This is a genomic window from Achromobacter marplatensis (assembly GCF_002209535.1).
Taxonomy (GTDB): domain Bacteria; phylum Pseudomonadota; class Gammaproteobacteria; order Burkholderiales; family Burkholderiaceae_B; genus Achromobacter; species Achromobacter marplatensis.
On sequence record NZ_NJIG01000003.1, the window covers coordinates 647,451 to 669,300 of the forward strand.

Sequence of the window (21,850 nt, forward strand, 5' to 3'; positions counted from 1 at the left end):
CTGTTTTCCCCAGAATTGTTTCTAATCACACGTTTGCCCGAACCCGACGCCACGGTCTGCCGCCGCGGACACGGAAACCTTCTCAACCGTCTTCCCGGTGGTGCCGCAGCCACGGCGTCGAGCGGCGTTCCAGCCACACCAGCAGCGCGAACAGCACCATGCCCATCAGCGCCAGCACGAAGATCGCGGCAAACACGCGCACCGTGTCGAACGTGCCCTGGGCGCTCATGATCACGTAGCCCAGGCCGCGCTGCGACGACACGAATTCACCGACGATGGCGCCCACCAGCGCCAGCGATATCGACACTTTCATGCCCGCCAGGATCGAGGGCAGCGCGCTAGGCAGCCGCACCTTGAAGAAAAAGTCGCGGCGCGAGCCCTTCAGCACCCGCCCCAGGTCCAGCACGTCCTGCGGGACCGATCGCAGGCCATGGACGGTGTCGACGATGATCGCGAACACGGCGATCAGGAAGGCGATGGCGATCTTGGGTTCGGCGCCCGTGCCCATCCAGATCACGAACAAAGGTGCGATGGCGACCTTCGGCACGCTGTTCAAGGCCACGATCAGGGGATAGATGAATCGCTCGAACCAGCGCGACCCCACCAGCATGATGGCGATCGCCACGCCGCCGGCCACCGCCAGCGCAAAGCCGGCCAGCGTGGTCATCAGGGTGTAGGCGGCGTGGCCGGCGTACCAGCTCCATTCGGACGCCAGTTCCAGCACCACCTGCCCCGGCAGCGGCAACATGATGGCGCGTACGTGGAAGACCCGGGCGGCAACTTCCCAGAGCAGCAGGAACACCACCACCGACACCAGGCCCGCCATCCGGCGGGCGGCACTGCGCAATAGCCGGATCATCGGGCGCTCTCCACGGGTGACGCCGCGCGGGCGCCCTCGTCTATCAAACCCATCTGCTGGAACATGCCCCGGATATGCCGCACGTATTCGCCAAAAGCGGGGGTTTCGCGCAGCGCCAGCGGCCGGGGCCGCGGCAGGTCGATGTGGATCGTTTCCAGGATGCGGCCGGGGCGCGGCGAAAACACCATCACCACATCGCCCAGGAATACCGCTTCGGCAATGCCGTGGGTCACGAACAGCACCGTGTTGCGGGTTTCCATCCAGATCCGCTGCAACTCCACGTTCATCTGGTCGCGGGTCAGCGCATCCAGGGCGCCGAACGGCTCATCCATCAGCAGCAGTTGCGGGTCGTCGACCAAGGCGCGGCAGATCGCGGCGCGTTGACGCATCCCGCCGGACAACTCGCGCGGATAGCTCTCGGAAAATTTCGTCAGGCCGCTCAAGGCCAGCAGCTCACGTACCTTGCCCTCATACGCCGCCACAGGCTTGCCGGCGAATTCGATCGGCAGCAGGATATTGCGCCGGACGTTGCGCCATTCCAGCAGCGCATCGCGCTGGAACACCATGCCCATGCCTTGCGGCGGCCCGTCCACCGGCACGCCTGCCACCTGCAACTCGCCGCTGGAGAGGGTCTCCAGGCCCGCCACGCAGCGCAGGAACGTGCTCTTGCCGCACCCGCTCGGCCCCAGGATGCTGACGAAGCGGCCTTGCGGCACGTCGACCGACACCGAGGCCAGCGCCTCCACGCCGGCCGCCCCCGGGTAGCGTTTACGCACGTCCCGCGCCGACACCGCCCACGGCGTCATGGCTGCACCAGGCTGTCGTAGCGTTCGGGGTGCACCAAGCCGGGCACATAGAACGAAGAGGCCTCGGCGCCAGCGCCGATCAGCCCGACGGAAGACAGTGTCTTGACGGCCTGCGTCCAGTCCTGCGGCACGATCGCGCCCAGGCGTTCGCCTGCCGCCGGCTGGCCGAAGTACGGCTGCAAGGCGTCGATCTGGCCGCGCAGCACGGTCTTGTCCAGGCGGGCCTGCGGCCGCTGCTGCAGGATCGCGGACACTGCCTCGTCCTGATGGCCGGCGTAGATGTATTCCCAGGCCCGCGCGGTGACGCTGGCAAAGCGCGCGATGGCTTCGCCCCGCGCGGCCAGTTTGGATTCATTGGCGAACAGGCCGAAGCTGGGCATGTTCAGGCCGAAGTCGGCAAAGCGCACCGCGCTGGAAGGCCGGTTCTGCGATACCACCGGCAGGAAGAACGGGATCGTGGAGAACGCCGCGTCCGCCCGGCCCATCGCATAGGTCGACGCCTTGCCGGCGGCGTCCACGTTGATCAGTTCCAGGTCGCTCTTCTTGAGCTTGCCCGCCGCCAGGAAGGCATCGATGAACGGCGCCTCCAACGAACCGGCCGTATAGGCCACCTTCTTGCCCTTGAGCTGGGCGGGCCCGGTGATGCCGGCCTCCGCCGGCACCAGCAGCCCGATATCGCTTTGGCGCGCAAACACCGCCACCGCCTTGACGGGCATGCCCTTCTCGCGGGCGATCATCACCGAGGCCAAGGCCGCATGCCCGACGTCGAAACTATCGCCGGCCCCCACGATCTGCACCGTGGTCACCGAACCGTTGCCGTCCTCCAGCGAGACGTCCAGGCCGGCCTGCTGGTACCAGCCCTTCTGCTGCGCCAGGTGGAACGCGCCGTGCACCCCCCACGGCGTCCAGTCCAGCCGCACCCGCAGCGGCTCTGGATTCTGGGCCCAGGCCGACGCGCTGAGCGCGACCGCGGCCAGGCCCCACATGGCGTGGCGCCAACCTCTTGCGAAACCCGCATGCATGATCTTCCCCGTTATCCGACGACACTATGCGGCCGCTGTTGCGGCGGCCTGACCTCGTCCGCGATCAGTCGCCGCGGCCGAACCAACGCTTGATACGCGCCCACAGCACGCTGAAGAACATGGCCGTGGGATTGAAACTGGCCTGGGCCAGGGGTTCGCCCTGCCCTGCGGGCTGACGCAAGCGGGCCGTCACGTTGTTGCCGAAGTCGGCGATCATGCGGCGCACGAAATCCTGCACCAGCCCCGACCGCGAGAACTGCGCCAACGGCCCTTGCAGCGAATACAGCAGATTGACGTTGACTCGCGTCTCGGTGGGCGACAGCGCCTCAAGCTGATACGTGATGTCGCCATTGGCGCGCGACTGGCTCAGCGAGTCCTGCCCGGCGCCGCGGAACACTGCCCGCATGGCGGCGTCGTCGCGTTCCAGGCGGGCCGCGCCGTTGAAGGCCGCGGCCATGGGCCCGAACTTGATGGCGACCTTGCCCTTGACGCGGTCGCCCTCGTGCGATTCGATCGAGGCGCCCGGCAGGCAACTGGCCAGGGCTGGCAAGTCCACCATGAAGGCCCAGACTTCCGCCGCCGGGAACGGCACCTGGAAGCCGCCGTCGATCTGGCTGCCGCGCCCCGCTTTCTTGTCCGCCGGCGCCGCCGCCGTGGGGGTTGGGGTTGCTGCGCTGTCCGCACTGCCCGCGGTGGCCGAGGCCGTCGTTTCAGCCGGGCTCGCCATCGTTGGGGTAAAGCCTGCGAACGCCACCGGCTTCTCGGCCACGGGCGCTGCGCCGCGGCCTTGCGCCTGGGCGGCGCGCAACGCCTGCACCGCCGCATCAGGCTGCGCCTTCAAGTCGGCCAGCACCGACATCACCGCAGCGACGATGCCCATATAGCCCGTGCAACGGCACAGGTTGCCGGACAGCTCCACCCGGACCCGGCTTTCATCCGCATCGGGCAGGCGCAGCACGATATCGCGCGAGGTCGCCAGCATGCCCGGCGTGCAATAGCCGCATTGCAGGGCGTGATGCCGGGTGAAGGCGGCGCGTAGCCGCTGCATCACCGGATCGGCGTCGTACCCTTCGATGGTGGTCACTTGCCGCCCTTCGCACGCCACCGCGAACGAAATACAGGACCGCACCGGCGCTCCGTCGACCAGCACCGTGCAGGCGCCGCAGACGCCATGTTCGCAACCGAGGTGGGTGCCGGTCAGGCGCGCCTGATCCCGCAGGAAATCCCCCAGATGCATGCGCGCGGGCGCCTCGTGCGACACGCGCTTGCCGTTTACTTCCAATGTCACCTGAACCATGGTTTTTCCTGTCAGCCCAACGCCTGCGCCAGGCAGCGCGTCACCGCGGTCCCGTGCAGCTTGCGGTGGTGTTCATCCTTGTCCTGCATGACACCGGCCAGTTCATTGGCCAGCAGCGTCTCGTCCATGCCGGCCAGCCCCTGCTGCGCGATGCGCGCGGCCAACTGGGGCAGCAGCCTGGGCGCGCCGTCCAGGGCGCCCACCGCGATGCGCGCCGTGCACGCCACGGGATCGAACCAGGCGGCGCAGCTGGCTTCGGCGAACTCGCCCGTCTTGCGGCAGAACTTGTAGTAGCCCCAGCGCGCCTGCGGGCTGGGAACCGGCACGAGCACGGCGGCGATCAGTTCGTCTTCCCGCAACGCCGTGGTGTAGGCGCCCTGCATGTAGCCATCGGCCGGAACCCTGCGCACGCCGTCCGGGCCGGCGATCTCCAGCGTCGCGCCCAGCCCTACCACCGTCAGCACCCAATCCGCCGCCGGGTCGGCGTGCGCCAGGCTGCCGCCCAGCGTCCCGCGGTTGCGGATGGCGCGGTAGGCGATGCCCGGGGCCACCTGCTGCAAGGGCGTGCCGCGCAGCAGCTCGTGCACGCCGTCCTCGATCTCGGCGTGCGTCACGGCCGCGCCCACGCGCAGCATGCCGTCCTGCCGGGTGACGGTACGCAATTCCGACAGGCCGGAAATGTCGATGACGACCGGCGGACGCGCCAGCCGCAGGTTCAGCATCGGCCCAAGCGACTGGCCGCCGGCCATCAGCTTGGCGCGGCCGTCGTGTTCGCGCAGCGCCCGCAGGGCTTCCTGCAGCGAGCCCGGACGCGTGTACTCGAATGCGGCGGCCTTCATGCCATCACCTCCGCCGCGGCGGGCTGTATTGTTTGCTTGCCTTGCGCGATGGCGGCCAATACGCGCGTCGGCGACAAGGGCGTGCGCAGCAGTTCCGCCGCGCCCAAAGGACGCAGCGCATCGTTGACGGCGTTGAACAGCACGGCTGGCGGCGCGATGGCGCCTCCCTCGCCCATGCCCTTGGCGCCGAATTCGGTGTGCGGCGATGGCGTCTCGAAGTGATGCAGGCGCATGTTGGGGACTTCGGTGGCGCCGGGCAGCATGTAGTCCGCCAACGTCGAGGCCAGCGGCTGGCCGTTCTCGTCGTAGGGCGTCTCTTCATAGAAGGCGGTGCCGATGCCCTGGGCCACGCCGCCGATGGTCTGACCTTCGACGACCATGGGATTGATCATCGTCCCGCAATCCTCTACCACCACGTAATCCAGGATTTCCACGCCGCCCGTGCCCGGATCCACCGCCACCACCGCCGCATGGGTGGCGTAGGTGAAGCAGCCCGTGTCGACTTTGGGCTTGTAGCCCACGGTGACCTCCAGACCGCTGGGATCCACGTCGGGCGGCAGCAGTTGCGGCCGCAGGTACCAGGCGTCGGCCACGTCCTTGACCGACACCGATTTGCCGCCCGCCTCCAGGCGATCCTGGTTCCACGCCACGCTGGCCGGATCGGCCTGCAGCAGGTGCGCGCCGATATGGGTCAGCCGCGGCAGCAGGCGCTTACAGGCTTGCGACACGGCGCCGCCCGACATCACCAGCGACCGCGACGCGTAGGTACCAGTGGAAAACGGCGTCTGCCCGGTGTCGCCGTGCAGCAGCTTGATGCTGCCCACGTCGACGCCCAGGATTTCATTGGCGATCTGCGCAAAGGTGGTTTCCATGCCCTGTCCGTGCGAATGCACGCCCACCCGCAGTTCCAGCCCGCCGTCGGGCGTGACCCGGGCCGTGGCCTGGTCGAACCCCGGAATGACGGGGGTTCCCCAGGCGGCGAACACGGACGTGCCGTGCGCAGCCTGCTCGGTATAGGTCGCCAGGCCCACGCCGATCAGACGCCCATCGGCTTCGCCCTGGCGCTGGCGCTCGCGCACCGCGGCCACGCCGATCATGTCCATGGCCTGTTGCAGGCTGGCTGGATAGTCGCCGCTGTCCAGGTGCTTGCCCGTCACGTTGACGAACGGCATCTGGTCACCCTGCACCAGGTTCTCCTGGCGCACTTCCCACGGTTCGCGCCCGACCTCGCGTGCGATCGCGTCCATCGTCAGTTCCATCGCGAAGCACACGCCGGTGCGCGCCACGCCGCGGTAGGGCACGAATCCCGGCTTGTTGGTGGCTACCGCCCGCGTGACGCAGCGGTAGCCTTTGAAAGCGTACGGCCCGGGCAGGTTGCCGATGGCCTGCCCCGGCTCCAGGCCGATGGTGAACGGCCATACCGAGTACGCGCCACCGTCGATGGTGATCTTGGCGTCCAACGCCAGGAGCTTGCCGCGACGGTCGGCGTAGGCCACCATTTCATAATGGTGCTCGCGCGAGTTGGCGCCCGCGGTCAGGTGTTCGCGGCGGTCCTCGATGAAGCGAAACGGCCGCTTGAAGGTCTTGGCCAGCCAGGCCACGCACAACTCTTCCTGCTGCAGCACGCATTTGTAACCAAAGGCGCCGCCCACATCGGGCGACACCACCCGCACACGGCCTTGCTCCAGGTCCAGGCACTGGGCCAGCACGCTGCGGATCATGTGCGGCACCTGGGTGGCGCTGACCACTACCAGCTGGTCGGCCTGATGGTCCCAATACGCCAGCACCGCCTTGCCTTCCATTGGCACCATGCATTGCCGCGCCAGGTCGATCTTGCGACGCACCACCACCTCGGCCTGCGCCGCATACTCGTCGAACTGCTTGTCGGCATTGAGCGTGACGAAGACGTTGTCGCGCCACTGCTCGTGCAGCAAGTCGCTCTGTGCGGCCTGCGCGCTGTCGACGTCGGCATACACCGGCAGGTCGTCGTAGTCGACCTCGATCAGTTCGGCGTAGTCCTCGGCTTCGGCGCGCGTGGGCGCAAACACCATGGCCACCGGTTCCCCGACGAAACGCACCTTGCCCGAGGCCAGCGGCGGCTGGGCCGACGCCTGATAGGTGGGCAGCGTGGAATCGGCCACGATGTCGCGCGCATCGGGCATGGCCTGACGCAGGAACACATTGCCCGCGATCTGATCGGCCACGCGCACCGCCGTGATGCGCGCATGCGCCAGCGGACTGCGCAGAAACGCGACTTCGCTCAGGCCCGGCATGGCCATGTCGGCCACGAAATTGCCTTTGCCGTGCAGATGGCGCGCGTCCTCCTTGCGCGGCACCCGCGCGCCCACTCCTTGCGGCTTACCCGGCCGGCCGTGCGTACTGGCGTGTTCTGTCGTCATGACTACCCTCTGTCTCCTGAGTCTTATTTGGCCTGGGCCTTCGCCACGGCGGCGAAGGTGTAGTTGTCCAGCGGGCCTTCGGCCACGCGGAACCAGCCCACCTGCTCGGCCTGGAATTTCTTCCAGTCGGGATAGATCGCGGCAAAGTCGGGATTCTTGGCCGACAGTTCCACCCACAGTTCCTGCGACGCGTTGTAGGCCGCGTCCATCACTTCCTTGGGGAAGAAACTGACCTTGGCGCCGCCCGCGATCAGCTTGCGCAGCGCAAGCGGATTGCGCGCGTCGTAGTTGGCCAGCATGCGCATGGTCTGTTCGCCCGCGGCGGCTTCGAATGCCGCCTGGTAGGCCGGGGGCAATGCCTCCCAGGCCTTGTCGTGCACCATGCTGGTAATGGATGCGCTGCCTTCGAACCAGCCGGGCGAATAGTAGAAAGGCGCCACCTTGTTGAAACCCAGCTTCTCGTCGTCGTAAGGCCCGATCCATTCGGCGGCGTCGATGGTGCCCTTTTCCAGCGCCGGATAAATATCGCCAGGCGGAATCTGCTGCGGCACCGCGCCCAGCTTGGACAGCACCATGCCGCCAATGCCGCCGATCCGCATGTTCAGGCCTTTCAGATCGGCAAGCGATTTGATTTCCTTGCGGTACCAGCCACCCATCTGCACGCCGACGTTGCCACAGACGTGGTTCACGATGTTGTATTTCTTATAGAGCGCCCGCAGCATCTTCAGGCCGCCGCCGGAATGGACCCAGGCGTTGTGCTGGCGCGCGCTCAAGCCGAACGACAGGCCGGTGTCGAACGTCAGCGCGGTGTTCTTGCCGATGTAGGCCGTGCTCAGCACGTGATTGCATTCGACCGTGCCGTTGCTGACCGCATCCATGTTCTGCGCCGCCGGCACCAGCTCGCCGCCAGGGAACGCGCGGATCTCGAACTTGCCGTCCGTCAATTGCGCCACGCGCTTGCACAGCTCTTCTGCCGAACCGTAGATGGTGTCCAGGCTTTTGGGCCAACTGGTCGACATGCGCCAGCGCACCGCCGGCGCGGATTGCGCGATGGCGGGCATGCCCACGGTGGCAAGGCCCGCGCCGGCTGCGCCAGCGGCTTGTGCGAGGAAACGGCGTCGTTGCATGTATTGCTCCCGATCTATTCGATTGAGTCCCCTTGGACCCGCCTCAACCCATGCCAACGCCGCTTCCGTACACCCGAAAAAACGTTAGCACACTGAATTGTTGATCAGCATACTGACAGTAATTTTGAGTGTCAATAAGGTAAATCCCCACTGCGAAAGCCGCTTAAACCCTGCGTTTGCGGCCCATTCGGCGCGCATGGCGGGACGGCGCCGACGGCGTTTACGGGTAGTCCTTCCATATAGAGGAAGTGGCGCGCCCGCGCGCTTACATGGCGGGCATAATAGGCCCGCGCCGCAGACCGCCTGCGAGCGTCACGTCGGGGAAATCCCTAGCTCCAGACTTGTTTTTTTGAGCAGTACACTGACCACATTACTCAGCATACTGATTAGAGACAATATGAACTGGATCCGCATCGCCTCCACCGACCAGCTGACCGACGACGATGAAGTCATTCCCGTCGCGGCCGGCGAAAAGCAGCTTGCGCTGTATCGCAGCGAAGGCGAGTTCTTCGCGTCGGACAATGTCTGTACGCACGCCTATGCGCTGCTGTCCGACGGTTATCTGGAAGACGGCTGCATCGAATGCCCGCTGCATCAAGCCAGGTTCGACATCCGCACCGGCCAGGCCATGTGCGCGCCGGCGACCAGCGGCATCCGCGTGTACCCCGTCAAGGTCGAAGGCCAGGACATCTACGCGGACGTGCAGGGTTGATCATGGCTGACGCCGACTCGATCCTCATCATCGGCGCCGGCCAGTCCGGCGCGGTGGCCGCCGCCGCCCTGCGCGACCAGGGCCATGAAGGCCCGATCACGCTGATCGGCCGCGAAGCGCATGCCCCCTACGAGCGCCCGCCCCTGTCCAAGGCCGTGCTGCAATCGGCAGAGGCGCATGCGCAGACGGCGGTCCATCCCGGCGACTTCTATGAACAGCGGCGCATCACGCTGCTGACGGGCGCCGAAGTGGTCCGTCTGGATCCCGCGGACCACCAGGTCCATCTGGCCGATGGGCGCGCCTTAAGCTATAGCCGCTGCCTGCTTGCCACCGGCGGCCGGGCGCGCGAACTGCCCGCCTTTCCGCGCGGCACCGCCGGCGTGCATTACATCAGGACGCTGGATGATGCGGCCGCGCTGCGCGCCGGCCTGACACCGCAAGCGCGTGTCGTGGTGATCGGCGGCGGTTTCCTGGGCCTGGAAGTTGCCTCCACCGCGCGCGCCCTGGGCGCGGCGGTGACCGTGCTGGAAAGCGCGCCCCGCCTGCTGGAGCGTGTGCTGCCGCCGGCGCTGTCCGACTGGTTGGCCGAACGCGCCCGCCATGCCGGCGTGGCGCTGCGCCTGGACGCGCGCATTGCGCGCAGCAGCGCGCATCCCCACCCGGACGCGACGGTAAAGCACCAAGCGCGTTTCACCCTTGAACTGCAGGATGCCACCGTGATCGACGCCGACGTGGTGGTGGTGGCCATCGGCCTGGCGCCCGAGGTGTCGCTGGCCGAGCAGGCGGGCCTGGCGCTGGACGCCGCCAACGGCGGCATCGTGGTCGACGCCCACTGCCGCAGCAGCGATCCCGACGTCTACGCCGCGGGCGATTGCGCCAGCCAGCACCGGCGTCACCTGAACCTGGCACTGCGGCTGGAGTCATGGCAGAACGCCAATGAGCAAGCGCGCGCCGCCGCCGCCGGCATGCTGGGCCTGCCCGCACCGGGCGAGCCCTACCCCTGGTTCTGGACGGACCAGTTCGGCTGCAACGTGCAGATGCTGGGCCTGCCGCAAGCCGGCCTGGCCTATGCCTGCCGCGGCGTGCCCGACAGCCAGGGCGACGCGCCCAAATTCATCTGGCTGGGCCACCGCGATGGCGTCCCCGTGCACGCCATCGCCGTCAACGCCGGCGGCGACCTGCGCCAGTTGCGTGTGCTGTTCGAACAAGGCCTGCGCATCGATCCGCAGCGCTACGCCGACGAAACCGTGGCGCTCAAGCCGCTGGTGAAAGCCTGCCAGCAGAGCGCAGCCGCCGCGTCCTGAATTCCATTGTTGCCCCGCCTCGACAGGAGCTTTTCATGTATCAATCACAAACCGTCATCGGCCGCACGGTAGCCGCCAAGGATGCAGCGCTAGCCGACTGTGTCTGGCCAGAAGACGCGCTGCACTACATCCCCGACTGGGTCTACACCAGCAGCGCCGTCTACGACCAGGAAGTCGAGAAGATCTTCCACGGCAAGACCTGGAACTACGTGGCGCTGGAAGCCGAACTGCCCAATCCGGGCGACTACAAGCGCTCTTACGTCGGGCCGACGCCCGTGGTGGTCTCGCGCGCCGAAGACGGGTCGGTCAACGTGTTCGAGAACCGCTGCGCCCATCGCGGCGCCGAGTTCTGCCGCAACAGCCAGGGCAACGCCAAAGAGTTCGTCTGCCCCTATCACCAGTGGTCGTACGACCTGAAGGGCAATCTGCAAGGCATCCCCTTCAAGCGCGGCGTGAACCGCGAAGGCGGCATGCCCAAGGACTTCAAGAACGACGAACACGGCCTGCGCAAGCTCTACGTGACCACGCGCAACGGCGTGATCTTCGCCTCGTACAGCGCCGAGGTCGAACCCATCGACCAGTACCTGACGCCCGAGATCCTGACCGATTTCGACACCGTCTTTCCAGGCAAGAAGCTCAAGATCCACGGCTACTACCGCAACGAGCTGCCGTGCAACTGGAAGATGTATCACGAGAATCTGAAGGACCCCTACCACGCGACCCTGCTGCATTCCTTCCTGGTTGTCTTCGGGCTGCTGGTGGCCGGCAACAAGTCGGCGATGCTGGTCGATTCCGTTCATGGCCGCCACGGCACCATGGCCTCGGCCAAGAGCGAAGACAAGTACGCCTCCGTCAGCGAAGAAAACAAGAAAGAGATGCGTTCTTTCCACGACGGCCTGCACCTGCAGGACGACCGCTTCCTGGAGTTCGTCAAGGAATTCGATTCGCCCTGGTCGGTCACCATGCAGACGGTGTGGCCCAACCTGATCGTGCAGCGCGAAATGAATACGCTGGGCGTGCGCCAGATCGTGCCCAACGGCCCCGACAGCATGATCATGCAGTGGACCATGTTCGGCTATGAAGACGATACGCCCGAGATGGAACGCCATCGCCTGCGCCAGGGCAACCTGATGGGACCGGCCGGCTTTTTGGGCCTGGAAGACAACGAGGCCATGAAGTTCGTGCAAGAAGGCGTGCGGCGCGCCAGCACCGACGTCAACGTGCTGAAGCTGGAATCCGGCAAGCAAGGCACGTCCAACACGTTGATCTCGGAGGCCGCGATCCGCTCGATGTACAGCTACTACCGCGGCGTGATGGGCTTCTAAGGCAGGAACCGAGACAGATGAGAACCCGATTCGAATTTTCCCGCCGCAAGATCGACCCGACGCGCGCCATTGCGTTGCGCCAGGAAATCGAGGAATTCCACGCCGACTATTGCGCGACGCTGGACGCCGGCCAGGTCGAGGCCTGGCCCGCCTTCTTCACCGAGGACGGCCTGTACCGCGTGACTGCGCGCGAGAACGCCGAGCTGGGCTTGCCGGTGGGGCTGGTCTATTCCGAGGGCCGCGCCATGATGCACGACCGCGCCGTGGCCATTTCGCGCACCCAGATGTTCGCGCCGCGCTACATGCTGCACCTGGTCAGCAATACCCGCGTGATCAGCGAATCGCCTGACGGCGACATCGAGGCCCAGGCCGCGTTCATGCTGATGCAGACCCTGGTGGAAGGCCCCACGACGCTGCACCTTGCCGGCACCTACTACGACCGCTTCACGAAGCAGGACGGCGTGCTCAAGCTGAAGGAACGGCAAGTGGTGTATGACACCACCATCCTGGCCAACGACCTGGTGTATCCCGTGTAGTCCATCGGGGCGCCAAAGAAAAAAGGGTTTGCGCCGGACGGCGCAACCCCTTTTTCCTTGGACGATGGCCGGGCCGTTCAGCCCCGGGTGGCGCGCACCGCCTCGTCACAAGTCAGCACGGTGGCGTACTTCTGGCGCATGTCGAACAGGTTGGCCTCGTGCGGGCCAATGGCGCGGTCGCCCACGCAGTCCGACACCACCAAGGGCCGAAAGCCATACTGCATTGCGTCCACCACGCTTGCCCGCACGCAGCCGCTGGTGACCGCGCCCGCCACCAGCAGCGTCTGGACGCCGCGCTGCGACAGCCAGGCGGCCAGGCCGGTGCCAAAAAACGCCGAAGGCACCGTCTTGCGTACCACCAGTTCCCCGGCGGCGGGCGCCAGTTGGGGAACGATCGCGCTGTTGGGGTGGGTTTCCTTCAGCGTCAGCATGCCCGGGACCTTCAACGTGAAGATGTTGTGGTCGGCGTCGTCGTCCGCGAACACGATGCGGCTGTGGGCCACCGGCCAGCCTTGGCTGCGCGCGTGCGCCAGCAGATGCGTCGTCTGCGCGATGGCCGGCGCGATGTTGCCCCCGCCGAACACCGCGGGGTCGGCGAAGCCGTTGACCAGGTCCACGATCAGCAGGCCGTAGGGGGGCTTGGGCGCCATGGCGGCGCCAAAACCCTGGCGCTCGTAGGCAGAGATATCGTCATTCATGAAGCGGGTTCCTTGATCGATAGTGACTGGGCGCGATGGCCTATTCCTGCCGGGCAGCGCCGTCCAGCACCTTGCCCTGGCGAACCACGTCCTCGCCGTCCAGCCGCACGGTGCACGCACGCAGCGGGATGTCGATATGGCAGGTGGTGCTGCGGCTGCCGCCCGCCTCGTTGTTCGGGCCCAGCGAGAACAGGAAATTGCCCTCGTACGCCCGCGCGTCCATGCCGATCGTGGCCTCGCGGTCGTACAGCCCCAGCGTGGTCCAGTGCGCGCGCGGTTGCAGGCCCCAGCCGATATGCGAAATCGCGTAGGCCTCGGGGTCCCGGAACGACGCCACGTATTCGCGCAGCAGTTCCGCGTCGACGCCGCCTTCGATCCGCGTGGCAAAGCCGTTTTCCACCGTCAGTTCGATGGGTGAGCGCACGTAGAGCTTTTGCGGCAGCAGGATGTCGCCCACGTCGATCACGATCTTGCCGTTGGCGCCGCGCTCGTTCGGCCAGGTCAGGACAAAGCCGCTGGGCCAATGGTCCCAGCGCCCCGGTTCATCCACGAAGCCGTATTCGCTGATCGCGGGGAATTCGCCCAGCGGGCAGCGCAGGTCGGTGCCCGCCGCCGACACCACGCTCATCTCGCGCGCGGCGCCGATGCGCGCGGCCGCCGCCTTCACCCGCGCGCGGTCCGCCTCGGTGGGCACCAGCCGCGCCAGCACCTCGGGAGGCTCCACCGCCAGCAGGATCTTGGTGCCCGTCGCCAGGATTTCGTGCTGCTCCGGCGAGAACAGCAGCGTCATCAGGTCCAGCACCAGGTCGCTTTCCTTTAACGCCGCGATCGCGGGCTTGTTGCCCGTCAGCGGCGTAGTGCCCAGATAGGCCAGCGAATCGCGGCTTAACGCCTTCTCGCCGTTGACGGGCGGCAAATCCAGCCGGTTCACCACCGCCCCCATGGATTGCGCCGCGATCAACGCCGTCGACAGCGTCTGCGGGTGGGTCGCCGCGCTGGTCAGCACCGTCACGGTCTGGCCGGCTTGCAGTTGGGACAAGGTCAGCACCTGCTGCCAGGCCTTCACCAGTTCATAGTCGCTTACAGGCATGGTTGCCTCCTTCTCTTGAAAGTCCGGCGGCTCAGGCCCGCGCCAGCGGCGCGCCCAGGAAATCGCCGAAGGCCGCGTAGAAACCTTCCTCGTTGTCCCACGGAATCATGTGGCCGGCCGCGGGCACCCGGTGATGCTGCGTACCAGGCGCCAACTGCGCGATTTCCGCCACGTCCGCGTCCAGCACCACATCGCCCTTTTCCGCGGTCACCAGCAGGACGGGTACGTTCAGCTGGGGCAGGTCGGCATGGATGTCGTCGGTCTGAAACGCCTCGAAGCTCTGGACGATGGCGCGTTCGTCGCAGGTATGCAGCCATTCGGCGCGCAGCCGGCGCTGTTGATCGGTCCAGGTCGGGCAAAACGCGCGCATGGCGTCCGCGTCCATGCCGTGGCGGGCCTGCGCCATGGAATCCACATACCAGGGCAGCTTGGCCGGGTACGGCCGGCGGCCGGGACCAGACACCGGCGGGTCGACCAGAACCAGCCTGCGCAGGCCGGCGGGCTGGGTCCGGCCCGCGCGCACGCCGATGCGCCCGCCCATGGAATGCCCGACCAGGCTGTAACGCTCCAGTCCCAACGCTTGCGCGAACGCCAGTACGTCCGCGGCCTGCGCGTCCAGGCTGTAGTCCAGCGCGGCGCCGGCCTCCGACAGGCCGCGGCCGCGCACGTCCAGGATGTAGGTATCGAACGTCTTGCCGAAACGTTCGCCGACAAAGCCCCATGTGATCGCCGGGCTGGTGATGCCCGGCACGATTACGACGGCGTCCCGACCCGCGGTGTGCGCACCGCCGTAGCGCAGGTAGTGCTGGCGGATGCCGTTGGCCTGGACATTCGCCCCGTAGAGATAAGTGCTCATGGCCGTCTTCCTCAGTAAGCGCCCGACAGCAGCGCGCCCGCGCCCGGCACCACGGGTTCCAGGTTCAGCGACTTCAGGATGGCGTAGGTCGTGGCCACCGCGGCGGTGATCACCGGCTTGCCGGTCTGGGCCTCGACCTTGGCGATGGCCGGCAAGGACGGCATCTGGACGCAGGCCGACAGCACGATGGCGTCCACGTTGCTGGTATCCATCTGCGCGACGATTTCGGGCAGGCGCGCCGGGTCATGGCGCCCCACTTCCAGATTGTCCGGAATCTCCAGCGCCCGATAGTCGACTACGTCAAAGCCTTCGTTGCGGATGTAGTCCACGACCAGCTCGGTCAACGGCTTCATGTAGGGCGCCACCACCACGATACGGCGGGCGCCGATCACCTTCAGCGCGTCCACCAGCGCGCCCGCGCTGGTGATGACCGGCGCGTCCGCACCGTTGGCGGCCGTGTGCGCCTGCAGGCGTTTTTCCGACACCCGGTGATAGCCATGGCCCATGGCCATGATTGCCACCAGGCACGCGTAGCCCAGCACGTCCACCCGCGCGTCGCTCAGTTCCACCGCGCAGCGGTCGGATTCCCCGTCCATCGCCGCAAGCTCCTCCTTGACCACCTTCTTCATGCGCATGCGGCTGGAATGGAACGTGAAGCGCTCCGGCCGGATCTGCTGGCGCGCCAGCAACATGGCCGGGATTTCGGTTTCCATCGTGGTATTCGAACTCGGCACGATCTGGCCGATGCGGAAGGGTTTCTGCATGGTTGCTCCTTTTTCCGGTGAAGTCAGAGTTTGAACAGGCGCTGCGCGTTGCCGTGGCAGATCAGGTCGCGGGTCGCGTCGTCCATCGGCGTCTGCTCGATGAATTCGGCGGCCAGCGCGGTCGATTCGTAGGGATAGTCCACCGAAAACATCACCGCCTCGCGGCCCATTTCGGCAATGGCGGCGACCAGGGTGGGAGGCGAACAGACGCCGGACGTGGTGATGACGATGTTGCTGCCCAGGTATTCCGACGGGGCGCGCGCCAGCTTGATGCCGTGCGAGTAGACGGCGAAACGGCTGTCAAAGCGCCAGCGCTGGAACGGCAGGCCCTCGCCCATATGGCCCAGGATCAACTTGACCCCGGGGTAGCGGTCAAACACGCCGCCGAACAGCAGCCGCAGCGCGTGGGTGGCGGTCTCGACGCCCCAGCCCCAGGACGCGCCCACCAGCTCCGGGTGGCCCGAGTAGGCCTGCGGCACCACATAGGGATCGGTGGGGTGCAGATAGATCGGCACATCCAGTTCCTGCACACGTTCCCAGAAGGGGTCATAGGCGCGGTCGTCGTAGTAGACGCCGTTGGTGTGGCCGTTGATCAGCGCGCCCCTGAAGCCCAGTTGCCTGACGCAACGCTCAAGCTCCGCCGCGGCGACCTTCGGGTCGTGCATCGGCAAGGTGGCAAAGCCGCCGTACCGGGTCGGATGCCGGGCAATCTGGCTGACCAGGAAATCATTGTTCTCCTTGGCGCGGTTGACCGCCACCGCCGCATCGGCTTCGGCCTGCACGCCGGGCCCCGTCTGCGACAGGATGACGTAGTCGATGCCGGCGCGGTCCATTTCGCCCAATCGGACTTCATCGAAGTCCGTCAGGCGCGCTGCCAGATCGGCCAGCACCGCCGGATCGATATGCTGCGCAAAACTCTTTGAATAGTCTTTGAATCCGACCGCGGTGTAGTGCTCCTCGAACGCGATCTTGCGCACTTTGCTCATTCCCCTGCTCCCAGTTTGATGGCGCGACGCCTGCCCCGCCACGGCATGCCAGTGTATTTATCAGTACACTGACTATTTGATTGGAACAACCGGAACTCCAGACGGCACTCTTCCCTATGGGAACCCGGGCCGTCACGGCTTCCGAATTTACGTCAGTATACTGACTTTATAGTCAGCGTACTGACCAATTAGGGAAATCCCGGGGCAAGCGCCGTGCCTGAAATGAGGCTGCCCGGGTAGGGATAGACACTAGAGACACGCCCGATAATCATCAGTACAGTGAACACATAGGCCGTGCCGACGCCCCTACGTCGACCAGGCCTTTCCTGTGTGAGAAGCCAATGAACGCTTTGGATCTGGACGTATTGCAACAAGCCCGGGATTGGGTCGCTGCGGGCAAGCGCGTGCACCTGGTGACCGTGGTGCAGACCTGGGGTTCGGCCCCCCGGCAGGCTGGCGCCATGCTGGCCGTGCGCGACGACGGCCGGGTGGTCGGCTCGGTGTCGGGCGGCTGCATCGAAGACGATTTGATTGCGCGCGCCCGCGCCGGCGACCTTGAAGACGCCCCTGCCCGCCTGACCTACGGCGTCACGCGGGACGAGGCCGCGCGCTTCGGCCTGCCTTGCGGCGGCACGCTGCGCCTGATCAGTGAACGGCTACACGACACCGTATGGCTGGACCGCGTGCTGGCATCGATCCGCGAGCATCATCTGATCCAACGCACGGTTGACCTGGTCGATGGCCACACCTCGATCTCGCCTGCCGGACCTGCCGACGGGCCCGATTTCGACGGCCGGCGCTTGCGCAGCGTTTACGGCCCGCGCTGGCGGCTGCTGATCATCGGCGCGAACCATACCGCCCGCGTATTGGCGGACATCGCCGCAACGCTGGAATTCCACGTCACGGTGTGCGATCCCCGCGAGGAATTCTTCAGCGATTGGAACGCGGCCCAAGCCACGCTGCTGACCAGCATGCCCGACGATGCCGTGCTGGAGATCGGCACCGACGAACGCACCGCGATCGTGGCCGTCACCCATGACCCCAAGCTTGACGACATGGCGCTGCTGGAAGCGTTGAAGTCCCCAGCGTTCTATGTGGGCGCGCTAGGGTCGCACGCCAATCAGGAGAAGCGGCGTGAGCGCTTGCGGTTGTTCGACCTGGAAGATCATCAGATTGAACGCCTGCATGGCCCGGTGGGCTTGCGCATCGCCAGCAAGACGCCGGCCGAGATTGCCGTGGCGATCGCCGCCGAATTGATCTGGGTGCGAAATTCGCTGGGGGATGGGCAAGCTGCCCGCAGCGTGCCTCAGGCGAATGCGTTGAAGGAGTGAAAAAGGGGGATCGCGCCGCAGGCGCCCCCCTTTGCCTTACATCGGTTTGAGCGTCGTACGGCTGTACTGGTTATTGGCTTCGACCAGCGTGGACAGCAGCTTCATGAAGATTTCCTGGTTGCGCGCCGACAGGGGTTCCAGCAAGCGCTGCTGTGCCCGCGCCATGCCCTGCTGCAGCAGTCCCATGATGCGCAACCCTTCCTGGGTGATCACCGCCTGGCGCGAACGCTTGTCGGTGGGATTCACGCGGCGTTCCACCAGGCCGCGCTCCTGCAGCCGCTTGACCACGTCGGCAGTCGTGGTGCGGTCCAGCCCCAATTCCATGCCGATGGCGGTCTGGTCCAGCCAGGGGCTGAGCGACAGCGCCGTCAGCACGCCGTACTGCACGGGCGTCACGTTCTGCGTCTTGCACTCTTCGTAGAACATGGCGTAGTGGATCTGGTTCAGGCGCCGCACCAGATAGCCGGGGCGCGACCACAGCACCTGCTTGGCCGGATCGAAAATATTGCTGTCTGTCTTCTGAGGTGCGACGCGCTTCTGGGACGTCGTCTTTTTCTGTACATCCGGCACGTTGAGGCAGCTCCGATTAGTTAGTGTACTGAGAATAATACCATCGGCAACCGGGTGTCGAGGGGCTTTGACGGGGCGCTTGAGAGAAATCAAACGGCCTCGGGCGGCGCCTTCATCGCCCTAGCGCGGATGCGCCGCCAGGTACGTTTTCAAGGTCTGCACCAGCGCCGCCGCGGCGGGCGACAAGCTGCGGTTGCGCGAGGTGACCAGACCGATCGAACGCTCGGCCACCGGCCCCGTCAACGGCCGCTGGACGATGGCCGTCTGGGATACCGCGCCCGCCGCGATCTCGGGCAAGGCGGCCACGCCAAAACCGCACTCGACCATGGCCACGATCGTTGTCAGATGCTCGGCTTCGAACGCGGGCGTGAAGCGGATGCGGTTCTGCAGAAATGCCCATTCGGTGTACTGCCGCACGCTGCTGGGCTGCACCATCGATACGTGCGCGGCGGTGGCCGTGTCGGCCCAGCGCAACGGTCCGCGCGTCTTGGCCAGGGGGTGGGATTCGGGAATCAGCAGCAGGAAGCTGTCGGACATCAGCGGCACGTAGTGCAAGTCGGCGTGCTGCGGATCGGCGGCGGTCAGCGCGAAGTCCACTTCGCCGGCGCGCACCAGATCAAACGCGGGACCGGACAGCGTGTCACGCACTTTCAGCGCCACGTGCGGATGCGCCTGGCGGTAGGCCATCAGCACGCGCGGCAACAGCCGGGCAGCCAGCGACGGCAAGGCGGCCACCGACACCTGGCCCTGCTCGGCGCTGGTGACGCCGCTGACGGCCGCGATCGCGTCGCGAAACGCCACCTGCAGGGTCGCGGCCTGCTGCAGGAAGACCTCGCCCGCCGCCGTCAGGCGCACGGTGCGCGTGGTGCGGTCGAACAGCCGCACGCCCAGCGCCTCTTCGATGCGCTGGATCTGGGTGGAAAGCGCCGATTGCGACAGGTGCAGCTGCGCGGCCGCCTGCCGGAAATTGAGCGTGCGCCCCAGCACCAGCGTGGTGTCGATATCGCGCATCGAAAGATTGATCTGCATGCCGGCCTGCCTGTCTCTATTGATCTGTTTTAACGATCATTCTATCCAAAAAATCTGATTCATCAATCAAAGCGGCTTCTCTACACTCGCCCCCAACGACGATCGAAGAGAGGAGCAAACCATGCAGACGGACGCAAAAGCGCTGCCCAACCCGGGCGCGGCGCATGCAGTGGTAGTGGGCGGCGGCACGATGGGCGCCGACGTGGCGGTGGTGTTGACCCGCGCGGCCTGCCGGACGACCGTGATCGAATCCAACGCGGAACGCGCGGCCGGCCTGCCCGCCCGCGTCGCCGAAAACCTGAAGACCATCGGCCGCGAAGCCAATGCCGCCCTGCTGGCCACCGCCCCCAGCCTGGACGCCGTGGACTGGTCCACCGTGGATCTCGTCATCGAGTGCATTCCCGAACGCCTGGACATCAAACAGGCCCTGTTCGCGGACCTGGCGCAGCGCGCCCGGCCCGACGCCATCCTGGCCAGCAACAGTTCCAGCTTCCCCATCAGCGCCATTGGCCAGGGCCTGGATACGCGCGGCCGCATGCTGGGCCTGCACTTCTTCATGCCCGCGCACCTGGTGCCGCTGGTGGAAGTGGTGCTGGGCGAAGCCAGCGACAACGCCTGCGCGGATTCGCTGATCGCCTTCATGCGTCGTTGCGGCAGCGTGCCGGTGAAGGTCAAGCAGGACCTGCCCGGTTTCCTGGCCAACCGCCTGCAGCACGCGCTGTCGCGCGAGGCCTTCGACCTGATCGACCGCGGCATCGCGTCGCCGGAAGACGTGGACGCCGCCGTGCGCTTCGGCTTCGGCTTCCGCTTCCTGGCGGCCGGCCCCGTCATGCAACGCGACCACGCGGGCATCGACGTGCACGCTGCCGCGGGCGCGACCATGTACCCGACCTTCTGCAATTCGGACCACCCGGCGCGCTGCCTGACCGAACGCGCCGCCGACGGCCGTTACGGCATGAAGGCCGGAGAAGGCTTCTACGCCTGGACGCCCGAGACGATCGCCGCCGAGCGCGCCCGCTACGACCGCCTGTTGCGCGCCGGCCTGGACCTGATCAGCCCCGAACTGCCGGAGATCCAGCCTTGAATGCTGCCGCCCTGCCGCGCGCCGCGCTGGCCGAATCCCCCGTCATCATCACCGTGGCGCCCAACGGCGCCTACAAGAAAGCCGCCGACCACCCCGCCGTGCCGATGACGCCCGAGGCATTGGCGCTGGAAGCGCGCGCCTGCCTGGACGCCGGCGCCGGGATGATGCACATGCACGTGCGCAAGCCCGATGGCAGCCACTTGCTGTGCGCGCACGCCTACCGCGAAGCGCTGGCCGCGGTGGACCGCGCCGTGGGCCGCGAACTGCTGGTGCAGGTCACCAGCGAAGCCGCCGGCGTCTACAAGGCGGCCGAGCAGATCGCGCTGGTGCGCGAACTGCAGCCCGAAGCCGTGTCCATGGGACTGCGCGAAATCGCCGTGCCGGACGTTCCCGAAGCGGAACTGGCGGCGTTCCTGGCCTGGGTGGCCGAGCGCCGCATCATGGCCCAGATCATCCTGTACGACGAAGGCGACGTGCGCCGCTGGCAATCGTTGCGCGCCCGCGGACTGGTGCCGCCGGGCGCCTGGTCGGTGCTGTTCGTGCTGGGCCGCTACAGCGTGGGCCAGACTTCGTCGGCCTATGACCTGCTGCCCTTCCTGGCGGCGTACGACCAATCGCTGCCCTGGGCGATCTGCGCGTTCGGCGCCGAGGAAAACGCCTGCGTCACGACCGCGGCGGCATTCGGCGGCCACATGCGCGTGGGCTTCGAGAACAACCTGAAGCTGCGCGACGGCAGCATCGCGTCCGGCAATGCGGCGCTGGTTCGCCAGGCTGCCGAAGGCGCCCGCGCGCTGGGCCGTCCGTTGGCCACCGCGGCGGATGCGCGCCGCATCTACGGCGCTATCGGCTAATCCGCAACGCGAATCAATACAAGGTGCCTGACGTCTGCCGGAGCGTGTTCCCGCAAGGCGTCAGGCACCTTTGTATATAGCGCGACCGCGCGATTGTTTCGCCGTGATGCAACATTGACGCCATGTAAATGCACTGCTAAAAACTTCGACATCCGCACGTTAAACGCAATACCCCAACTGTCGTAGTGAGGTGGTGTGTGCAAAACGAGTCTGATGGGTACACCAAGCCCCAGGAGCTTCGAAGTTTCCTGTTCCTGACGGCCGTCATGGCCCCCGTCCTTACGGTCATCATCGTGGCGGGCTACGGTTTCATCGTCTGGTTCTATCAGCTGATCGCCGGCCCCCCGGGCAGCTGATGCGACGCG

General features: G+C 66.4%; 22 protein-coding genes. 8 read left to right on the top strand and 14 right to left on the bottom strand.

Annotated elements, in window-relative coordinates; genetic code table 11:
- Positions 1–82: 82 nt before the first annotated feature.
- From CEY09_RS09940 to CEY09_RS09970, 7 genes are all read right to left on the bottom strand, one after another.
- Positions 83–859, bottom strand: a complete 777-nt coding sequence (locus CEY09_RS09940; RefSeq protein WP_088588501.1) for an ABC transporter permease — start codon at positions 857–859, stop codon at positions 83–85.
- Positions 856–1,665, bottom strand: coding sequence for an ABC transporter ATP-binding protein (locus CEY09_RS09945; RefSeq protein ID WP_088588502.1), 810 nt, complete (start codon positions 1,663–1,665; stop codon positions 856–858). Before CEY09_RS09945 ends, CEY09_RS09940 begins: the two co-directional genes overlap by 4 nt.
- Positions 1,662–2,687 carry an ABC transporter substrate-binding protein gene (locus CEY09_RS09950; protein WP_088588503.1) on the bottom strand — a complete coding sequence of 342 codons (1,026 nt, stop codon included), beginning with the start codon at positions 2,685–2,687 and terminating at the stop codon, positions 1,662–1,664. The genes CEY09_RS09945 and CEY09_RS09950 overlap by 4 nt, the downstream gene beginning before the upstream one ends.
- Before the next feature lie 64 nt (positions 2,688–2,751).
- Positions 2,752–3,984 carry a xanthine dehydrogenase family Fe-S subunit gene (locus CEY09_RS09955; protein ID WP_088588504.1) on the bottom strand — a complete coding sequence of 411 codons (1,233 nt, stop codon included), beginning with the start codon at positions 3,982–3,984 and terminating at the stop codon, positions 2,752–2,754.
- 11 nt (positions 3,985–3,995) lie between these two features.
- Positions 3,996–4,823, bottom strand: a complete 828-nt coding sequence (locus CEY09_RS09960) for an FAD binding domain-containing protein (protein ID WP_088588505.1) — start codon at positions 4,821–4,823, stop codon at positions 3,996–3,998.
- Positions 4,820–7,222, bottom strand: coding sequence for a xanthine dehydrogenase family protein molybdopterin-binding subunit (locus CEY09_RS09965; RefSeq protein WP_088588506.1), 2,403 nt, complete (start codon positions 7,220–7,222; stop codon positions 4,820–4,822). The genes CEY09_RS09960 and CEY09_RS09965 overlap by 4 nt, the downstream gene beginning before the upstream one ends.
- A gap of 23 nt (positions 7,223–7,245) precedes the next feature.
- Positions 7,246–8,349 carry a TRAP transporter substrate-binding protein gene (locus tag CEY09_RS09970; RefSeq protein ID WP_088588507.1) on the bottom strand — a complete coding sequence of 368 codons (1,104 nt, stop codon included), beginning with the start codon at positions 8,347–8,349 and terminating at the stop codon, positions 7,246–7,248.
- 397 nt (positions 8,350–8,746) lie between these two features.
- On the opposite strand from CEY09_RS09970, the gene CEY09_RS09975 reads away from it, so the two are divergent.
- From CEY09_RS09975 to CEY09_RS09990, 4 genes are read left to right on the top strand one after another with little or no spacing between them, the layout of a single operon-like run.
- On the top strand, positions 8,747–9,061 hold the full coding sequence (locus tag CEY09_RS09975; RefSeq protein ID WP_088588508.1) for a non-heme iron oxygenase ferredoxin subunit: 315 nt from the start codon (positions 8,747–8,749) through the stop codon (positions 9,059–9,061).
- A 2-nt stretch (positions 9,062–9,063) separates the two neighbouring features.
- Positions 9,064–10,365: an NAD(P)/FAD-dependent oxidoreductase gene (locus CEY09_RS09980; RefSeq protein ID WP_088588509.1), complete on the top strand. Its 1,302-nt coding sequence runs from the start codon at positions 9,064–9,066 to the stop codon at positions 10,363–10,365.
- Between the two features lie 35 nt (positions 10,366–10,400).
- Positions 10,401–11,690 (top strand): aromatic ring-hydroxylating dioxygenase subunit alpha, encoded by a 1,290-nt coding sequence (locus tag CEY09_RS09985; protein WP_006224185.1) that lies wholly within the window; start codon positions 10,401–10,403, stop codon positions 11,688–11,690.
- Between the two features lie 17 nt (positions 11,691–11,707).
- Positions 11,708–12,226 (top strand): aromatic-ring-hydroxylating dioxygenase subunit beta, encoded by a 519-nt coding sequence (locus CEY09_RS09990; RefSeq protein WP_088588510.1) that lies wholly within the window; start codon positions 11,708–11,710, stop codon positions 12,224–12,226.
- Between the two features lie 77 nt (positions 12,227–12,303).
- On the opposite strand, the gene CEY09_RS09995 is transcribed toward CEY09_RS09990, so the two are convergent.
- Genes CEY09_RS09995 through CEY09_RS10015 form a run of 5 tightly spaced genes read right to left on the bottom strand, consistent with a single transcriptional unit; the run spans position 12,304 to position 16,620 of the window.
- Positions 12,304–12,924 carry an N-carbamoylsarcosine amidohydrolase gene (locus tag CEY09_RS09995; protein WP_088588511.1) on the bottom strand — a complete coding sequence of 207 codons (621 nt, stop codon included), beginning with the start codon at positions 12,922–12,924 and terminating at the stop codon, positions 12,304–12,306.
- A gap of 40 nt (positions 12,925–12,964) precedes the next feature.
- Complete coding sequence (locus tag CEY09_RS10000; RefSeq protein WP_006224188.1) at positions 12,965–14,014, bottom strand: 2,5-dihydroxypyridine 5,6-dioxygenase NicX family protein; 1,050 nt, start codon at positions 14,012–14,014, stop codon at positions 12,965–12,967.
- A 31-nt stretch (positions 14,015–14,045) separates the two neighbouring features.
- The gene (locus tag CEY09_RS10005) at positions 14,046–14,870 is read right to left on the bottom strand and encodes an alpha/beta fold hydrolase (RefSeq protein WP_088588512.1); all 825 of its coding nucleotides are present in this window, start codon (positions 14,868–14,870) and stop codon (positions 14,046–14,048) included.
- An 11-nt stretch (positions 14,871–14,881) separates the two neighbouring features.
- Positions 14,882–15,634, bottom strand: a complete 753-nt coding sequence (locus CEY09_RS10010) for a maleate cis-trans isomerase family protein (protein ID WP_088588513.1) — start codon at positions 15,632–15,634, stop codon at positions 14,882–14,884.
- A gap of 23 nt (positions 15,635–15,657) precedes the next feature.
- Positions 15,658–16,620 (bottom strand): amidohydrolase family protein, encoded by a 963-nt coding sequence (locus CEY09_RS10015; RefSeq protein WP_088588514.1) that lies wholly within the window; start codon positions 16,618–16,620, stop codon positions 15,658–15,660.
- Between the two features lie 341 nt (positions 16,621–16,961).
- Here CEY09_RS10015 and CEY09_RS10020 point away from each other — a divergent pair, with 341 nt between their 5' ends.
- Positions 16,962–17,951, top strand: coding sequence for an XdhC family protein (locus CEY09_RS10020; protein ID WP_088588515.1), 990 nt, complete (start codon positions 16,962–16,964; stop codon positions 17,949–17,951).
- A gap of 36 nt (positions 17,952–17,987) precedes the next feature.
- Here the strand turns inward: CEY09_RS10020 and CEY09_RS10025 are convergent, their stop codons facing one another.
- The gene (locus CEY09_RS10025; RefSeq protein WP_377785544.1) at positions 17,988–18,455 is read right to left on the bottom strand and encodes a MarR family winged helix-turn-helix transcriptional regulator; all 468 of its coding nucleotides are present in this window, start codon (positions 18,453–18,455) and stop codon (positions 17,988–17,990) included.
- Between the two features lie 186 nt (positions 18,456–18,641).
- The gene (locus CEY09_RS10030; RefSeq protein WP_006224194.1) at positions 18,642–19,550 is read right to left on the bottom strand and encodes a LysR family transcriptional regulator; all 909 of its coding nucleotides are present in this window, start codon (positions 19,548–19,550) and stop codon (positions 18,642–18,644) included.
- A 121-nt stretch (positions 19,551–19,671) separates the two neighbouring features.
- On the opposite strand from CEY09_RS10030, the gene CEY09_RS10035 reads away from it, so the two are divergent.
- The 3 genes from CEY09_RS10035 (at position 19,672) to napE (ending at position 21,841) form a co-directional block, all read left to right on the top strand.
- On the top strand, positions 19,672–20,634 hold the full coding sequence (locus CEY09_RS10035; RefSeq protein ID WP_006224195.1) for a 3-hydroxyacyl-CoA dehydrogenase family protein: 963 nt from the start codon (positions 19,672–19,674) through the stop codon (positions 20,632–20,634).
- A complete protein-coding gene (locus tag CEY09_RS10040; RefSeq protein ID WP_088588516.1) occupies positions 20,631–21,485 on the top strand; it encodes a beta-keto acid cleavage family enzyme in 855 nt (284 codons plus the stop codon). The genes CEY09_RS10035 and CEY09_RS10040 overlap by 4 nt, the downstream gene beginning before the upstream one ends.
- Before the next feature lie 197 nt (positions 21,486–21,682).
- The gene (napE, locus tag CEY09_RS10045) at positions 21,683–21,841 is read left to right on the top strand and encodes a periplasmic nitrate reductase, NapE protein (RefSeq protein WP_035212934.1); all 159 of its coding nucleotides are present in this window, start codon (positions 21,683–21,685) and stop codon (positions 21,839–21,841) included.
- Positions 21,842–21,850 lie beyond the last annotated feature (9 nt).

Excerpts from the sequence above, each read along its gene's own strand:
- CEY09_RS09940 (WP_088588501.1), bottom strand. The coding sequence starts at position 859 with ATGATCCGGCTATTGCGCAGTGCCGCCCGCCGGATGGCGGGCCTGGTG.
- CEY09_RS09945 (WP_088588502.1), bottom strand. The coding sequence starts at position 1,665 with ATGACGCCGTGGGCGGTGTCGGCGCGGGACGTGCGTAAACGCTACCCG.
- CEY09_RS09950 (WP_088588503.1), bottom strand. The coding sequence starts at position 2,687 with ATGCATGCGGGTTTCGCAAGAGGTTGGCGCCACGCCATGTGGGGCCTG.
- CEY09_RS09955 (WP_088588504.1), bottom strand. The coding sequence starts at position 3,984 with ATGGTTCAGGTGACATTGGAAGTAAACGGCAAGCGCGTGTCGCACGAG.
- CEY09_RS09960 (WP_088588505.1), bottom strand. The coding sequence starts at position 4,823 with ATGAAGGCCGCCGCATTCGAGTACACGCGTCCGGGCTCGCTGCAGGAA.
- CEY09_RS09965 (WP_088588506.1), bottom strand. The coding sequence starts at position 7,222 with ATGACGACAGAACACGCCAGTACGCACGGCCGGCCGGGTAAGCCGCAA.
- CEY09_RS09970 (WP_088588507.1), bottom strand. The coding sequence starts at position 8,349 with ATGCAACGACGCCGTTTCCTCGCACAAGCCGCTGGCGCAGCCGGCGCG.
- CEY09_RS09975 (WP_088588508.1), top strand. The coding sequence starts at position 8,747 with ATGAACTGGATCCGCATCGCCTCCACCGACCAGCTGACCGACGACGAT.
- CEY09_RS09980 (WP_088588509.1), top strand. The coding sequence starts at position 9,064 with ATGGCTGACGCCGACTCGATCCTCATCATCGGCGCCGGCCAGTCCGGC.
- CEY09_RS09985 (WP_006224185.1), top strand. The coding sequence starts at position 10,401 with ATGTATCAATCACAAACCGTCATCGGCCGCACGGTAGCCGCCAAGGAT.
- CEY09_RS09990 (WP_088588510.1), top strand. The coding sequence starts at position 11,708 with ATGAGAACCCGATTCGAATTTTCCCGCCGCAAGATCGACCCGACGCGC.
- CEY09_RS09995 (WP_088588511.1), bottom strand. The coding sequence starts at position 12,924 with ATGAATGACGATATCTCTGCCTACGAGCGCCAGGGTTTTGGCGCCGCC.
- CEY09_RS10000 (WP_006224188.1), bottom strand. The coding sequence starts at position 14,014 with ATGCCTGTAAGCGACTATGAACTGGTGAAGGCCTGGCAGCAGGTGCTG.
- CEY09_RS10005 (WP_088588512.1), bottom strand. The coding sequence starts at position 14,870 with ATGAGCACTTATCTCTACGGGGCGAATGTCCAGGCCAACGGCATCCGC.
- CEY09_RS10010 (WP_088588513.1), bottom strand. The coding sequence starts at position 15,634 with ATGCAGAAACCCTTCCGCATCGGCCAGATCGTGCCGAGTTCGAATACC.
- CEY09_RS10015 (WP_088588514.1), bottom strand. The coding sequence starts at position 16,620 with ATGAGCAAAGTGCGCAAGATCGCGTTCGAGGAGCACTACACCGCGGTC.
- CEY09_RS10020 (WP_088588515.1), top strand. The coding sequence starts at position 16,962 with ATGAACGCTTTGGATCTGGACGTATTGCAACAAGCCCGGGATTGGGTC.
- CEY09_RS10030 (WP_006224194.1), bottom strand. The coding sequence starts at position 19,550 with ATGCAGATCAATCTTTCGATGCGCGATATCGACACCACGCTGGTGCTG.
- CEY09_RS10035 (WP_006224195.1), top strand. The coding sequence starts at position 19,672 with ATGCAGACGGACGCAAAAGCGCTGCCCAACCCGGGCGCGGCGCATGCA.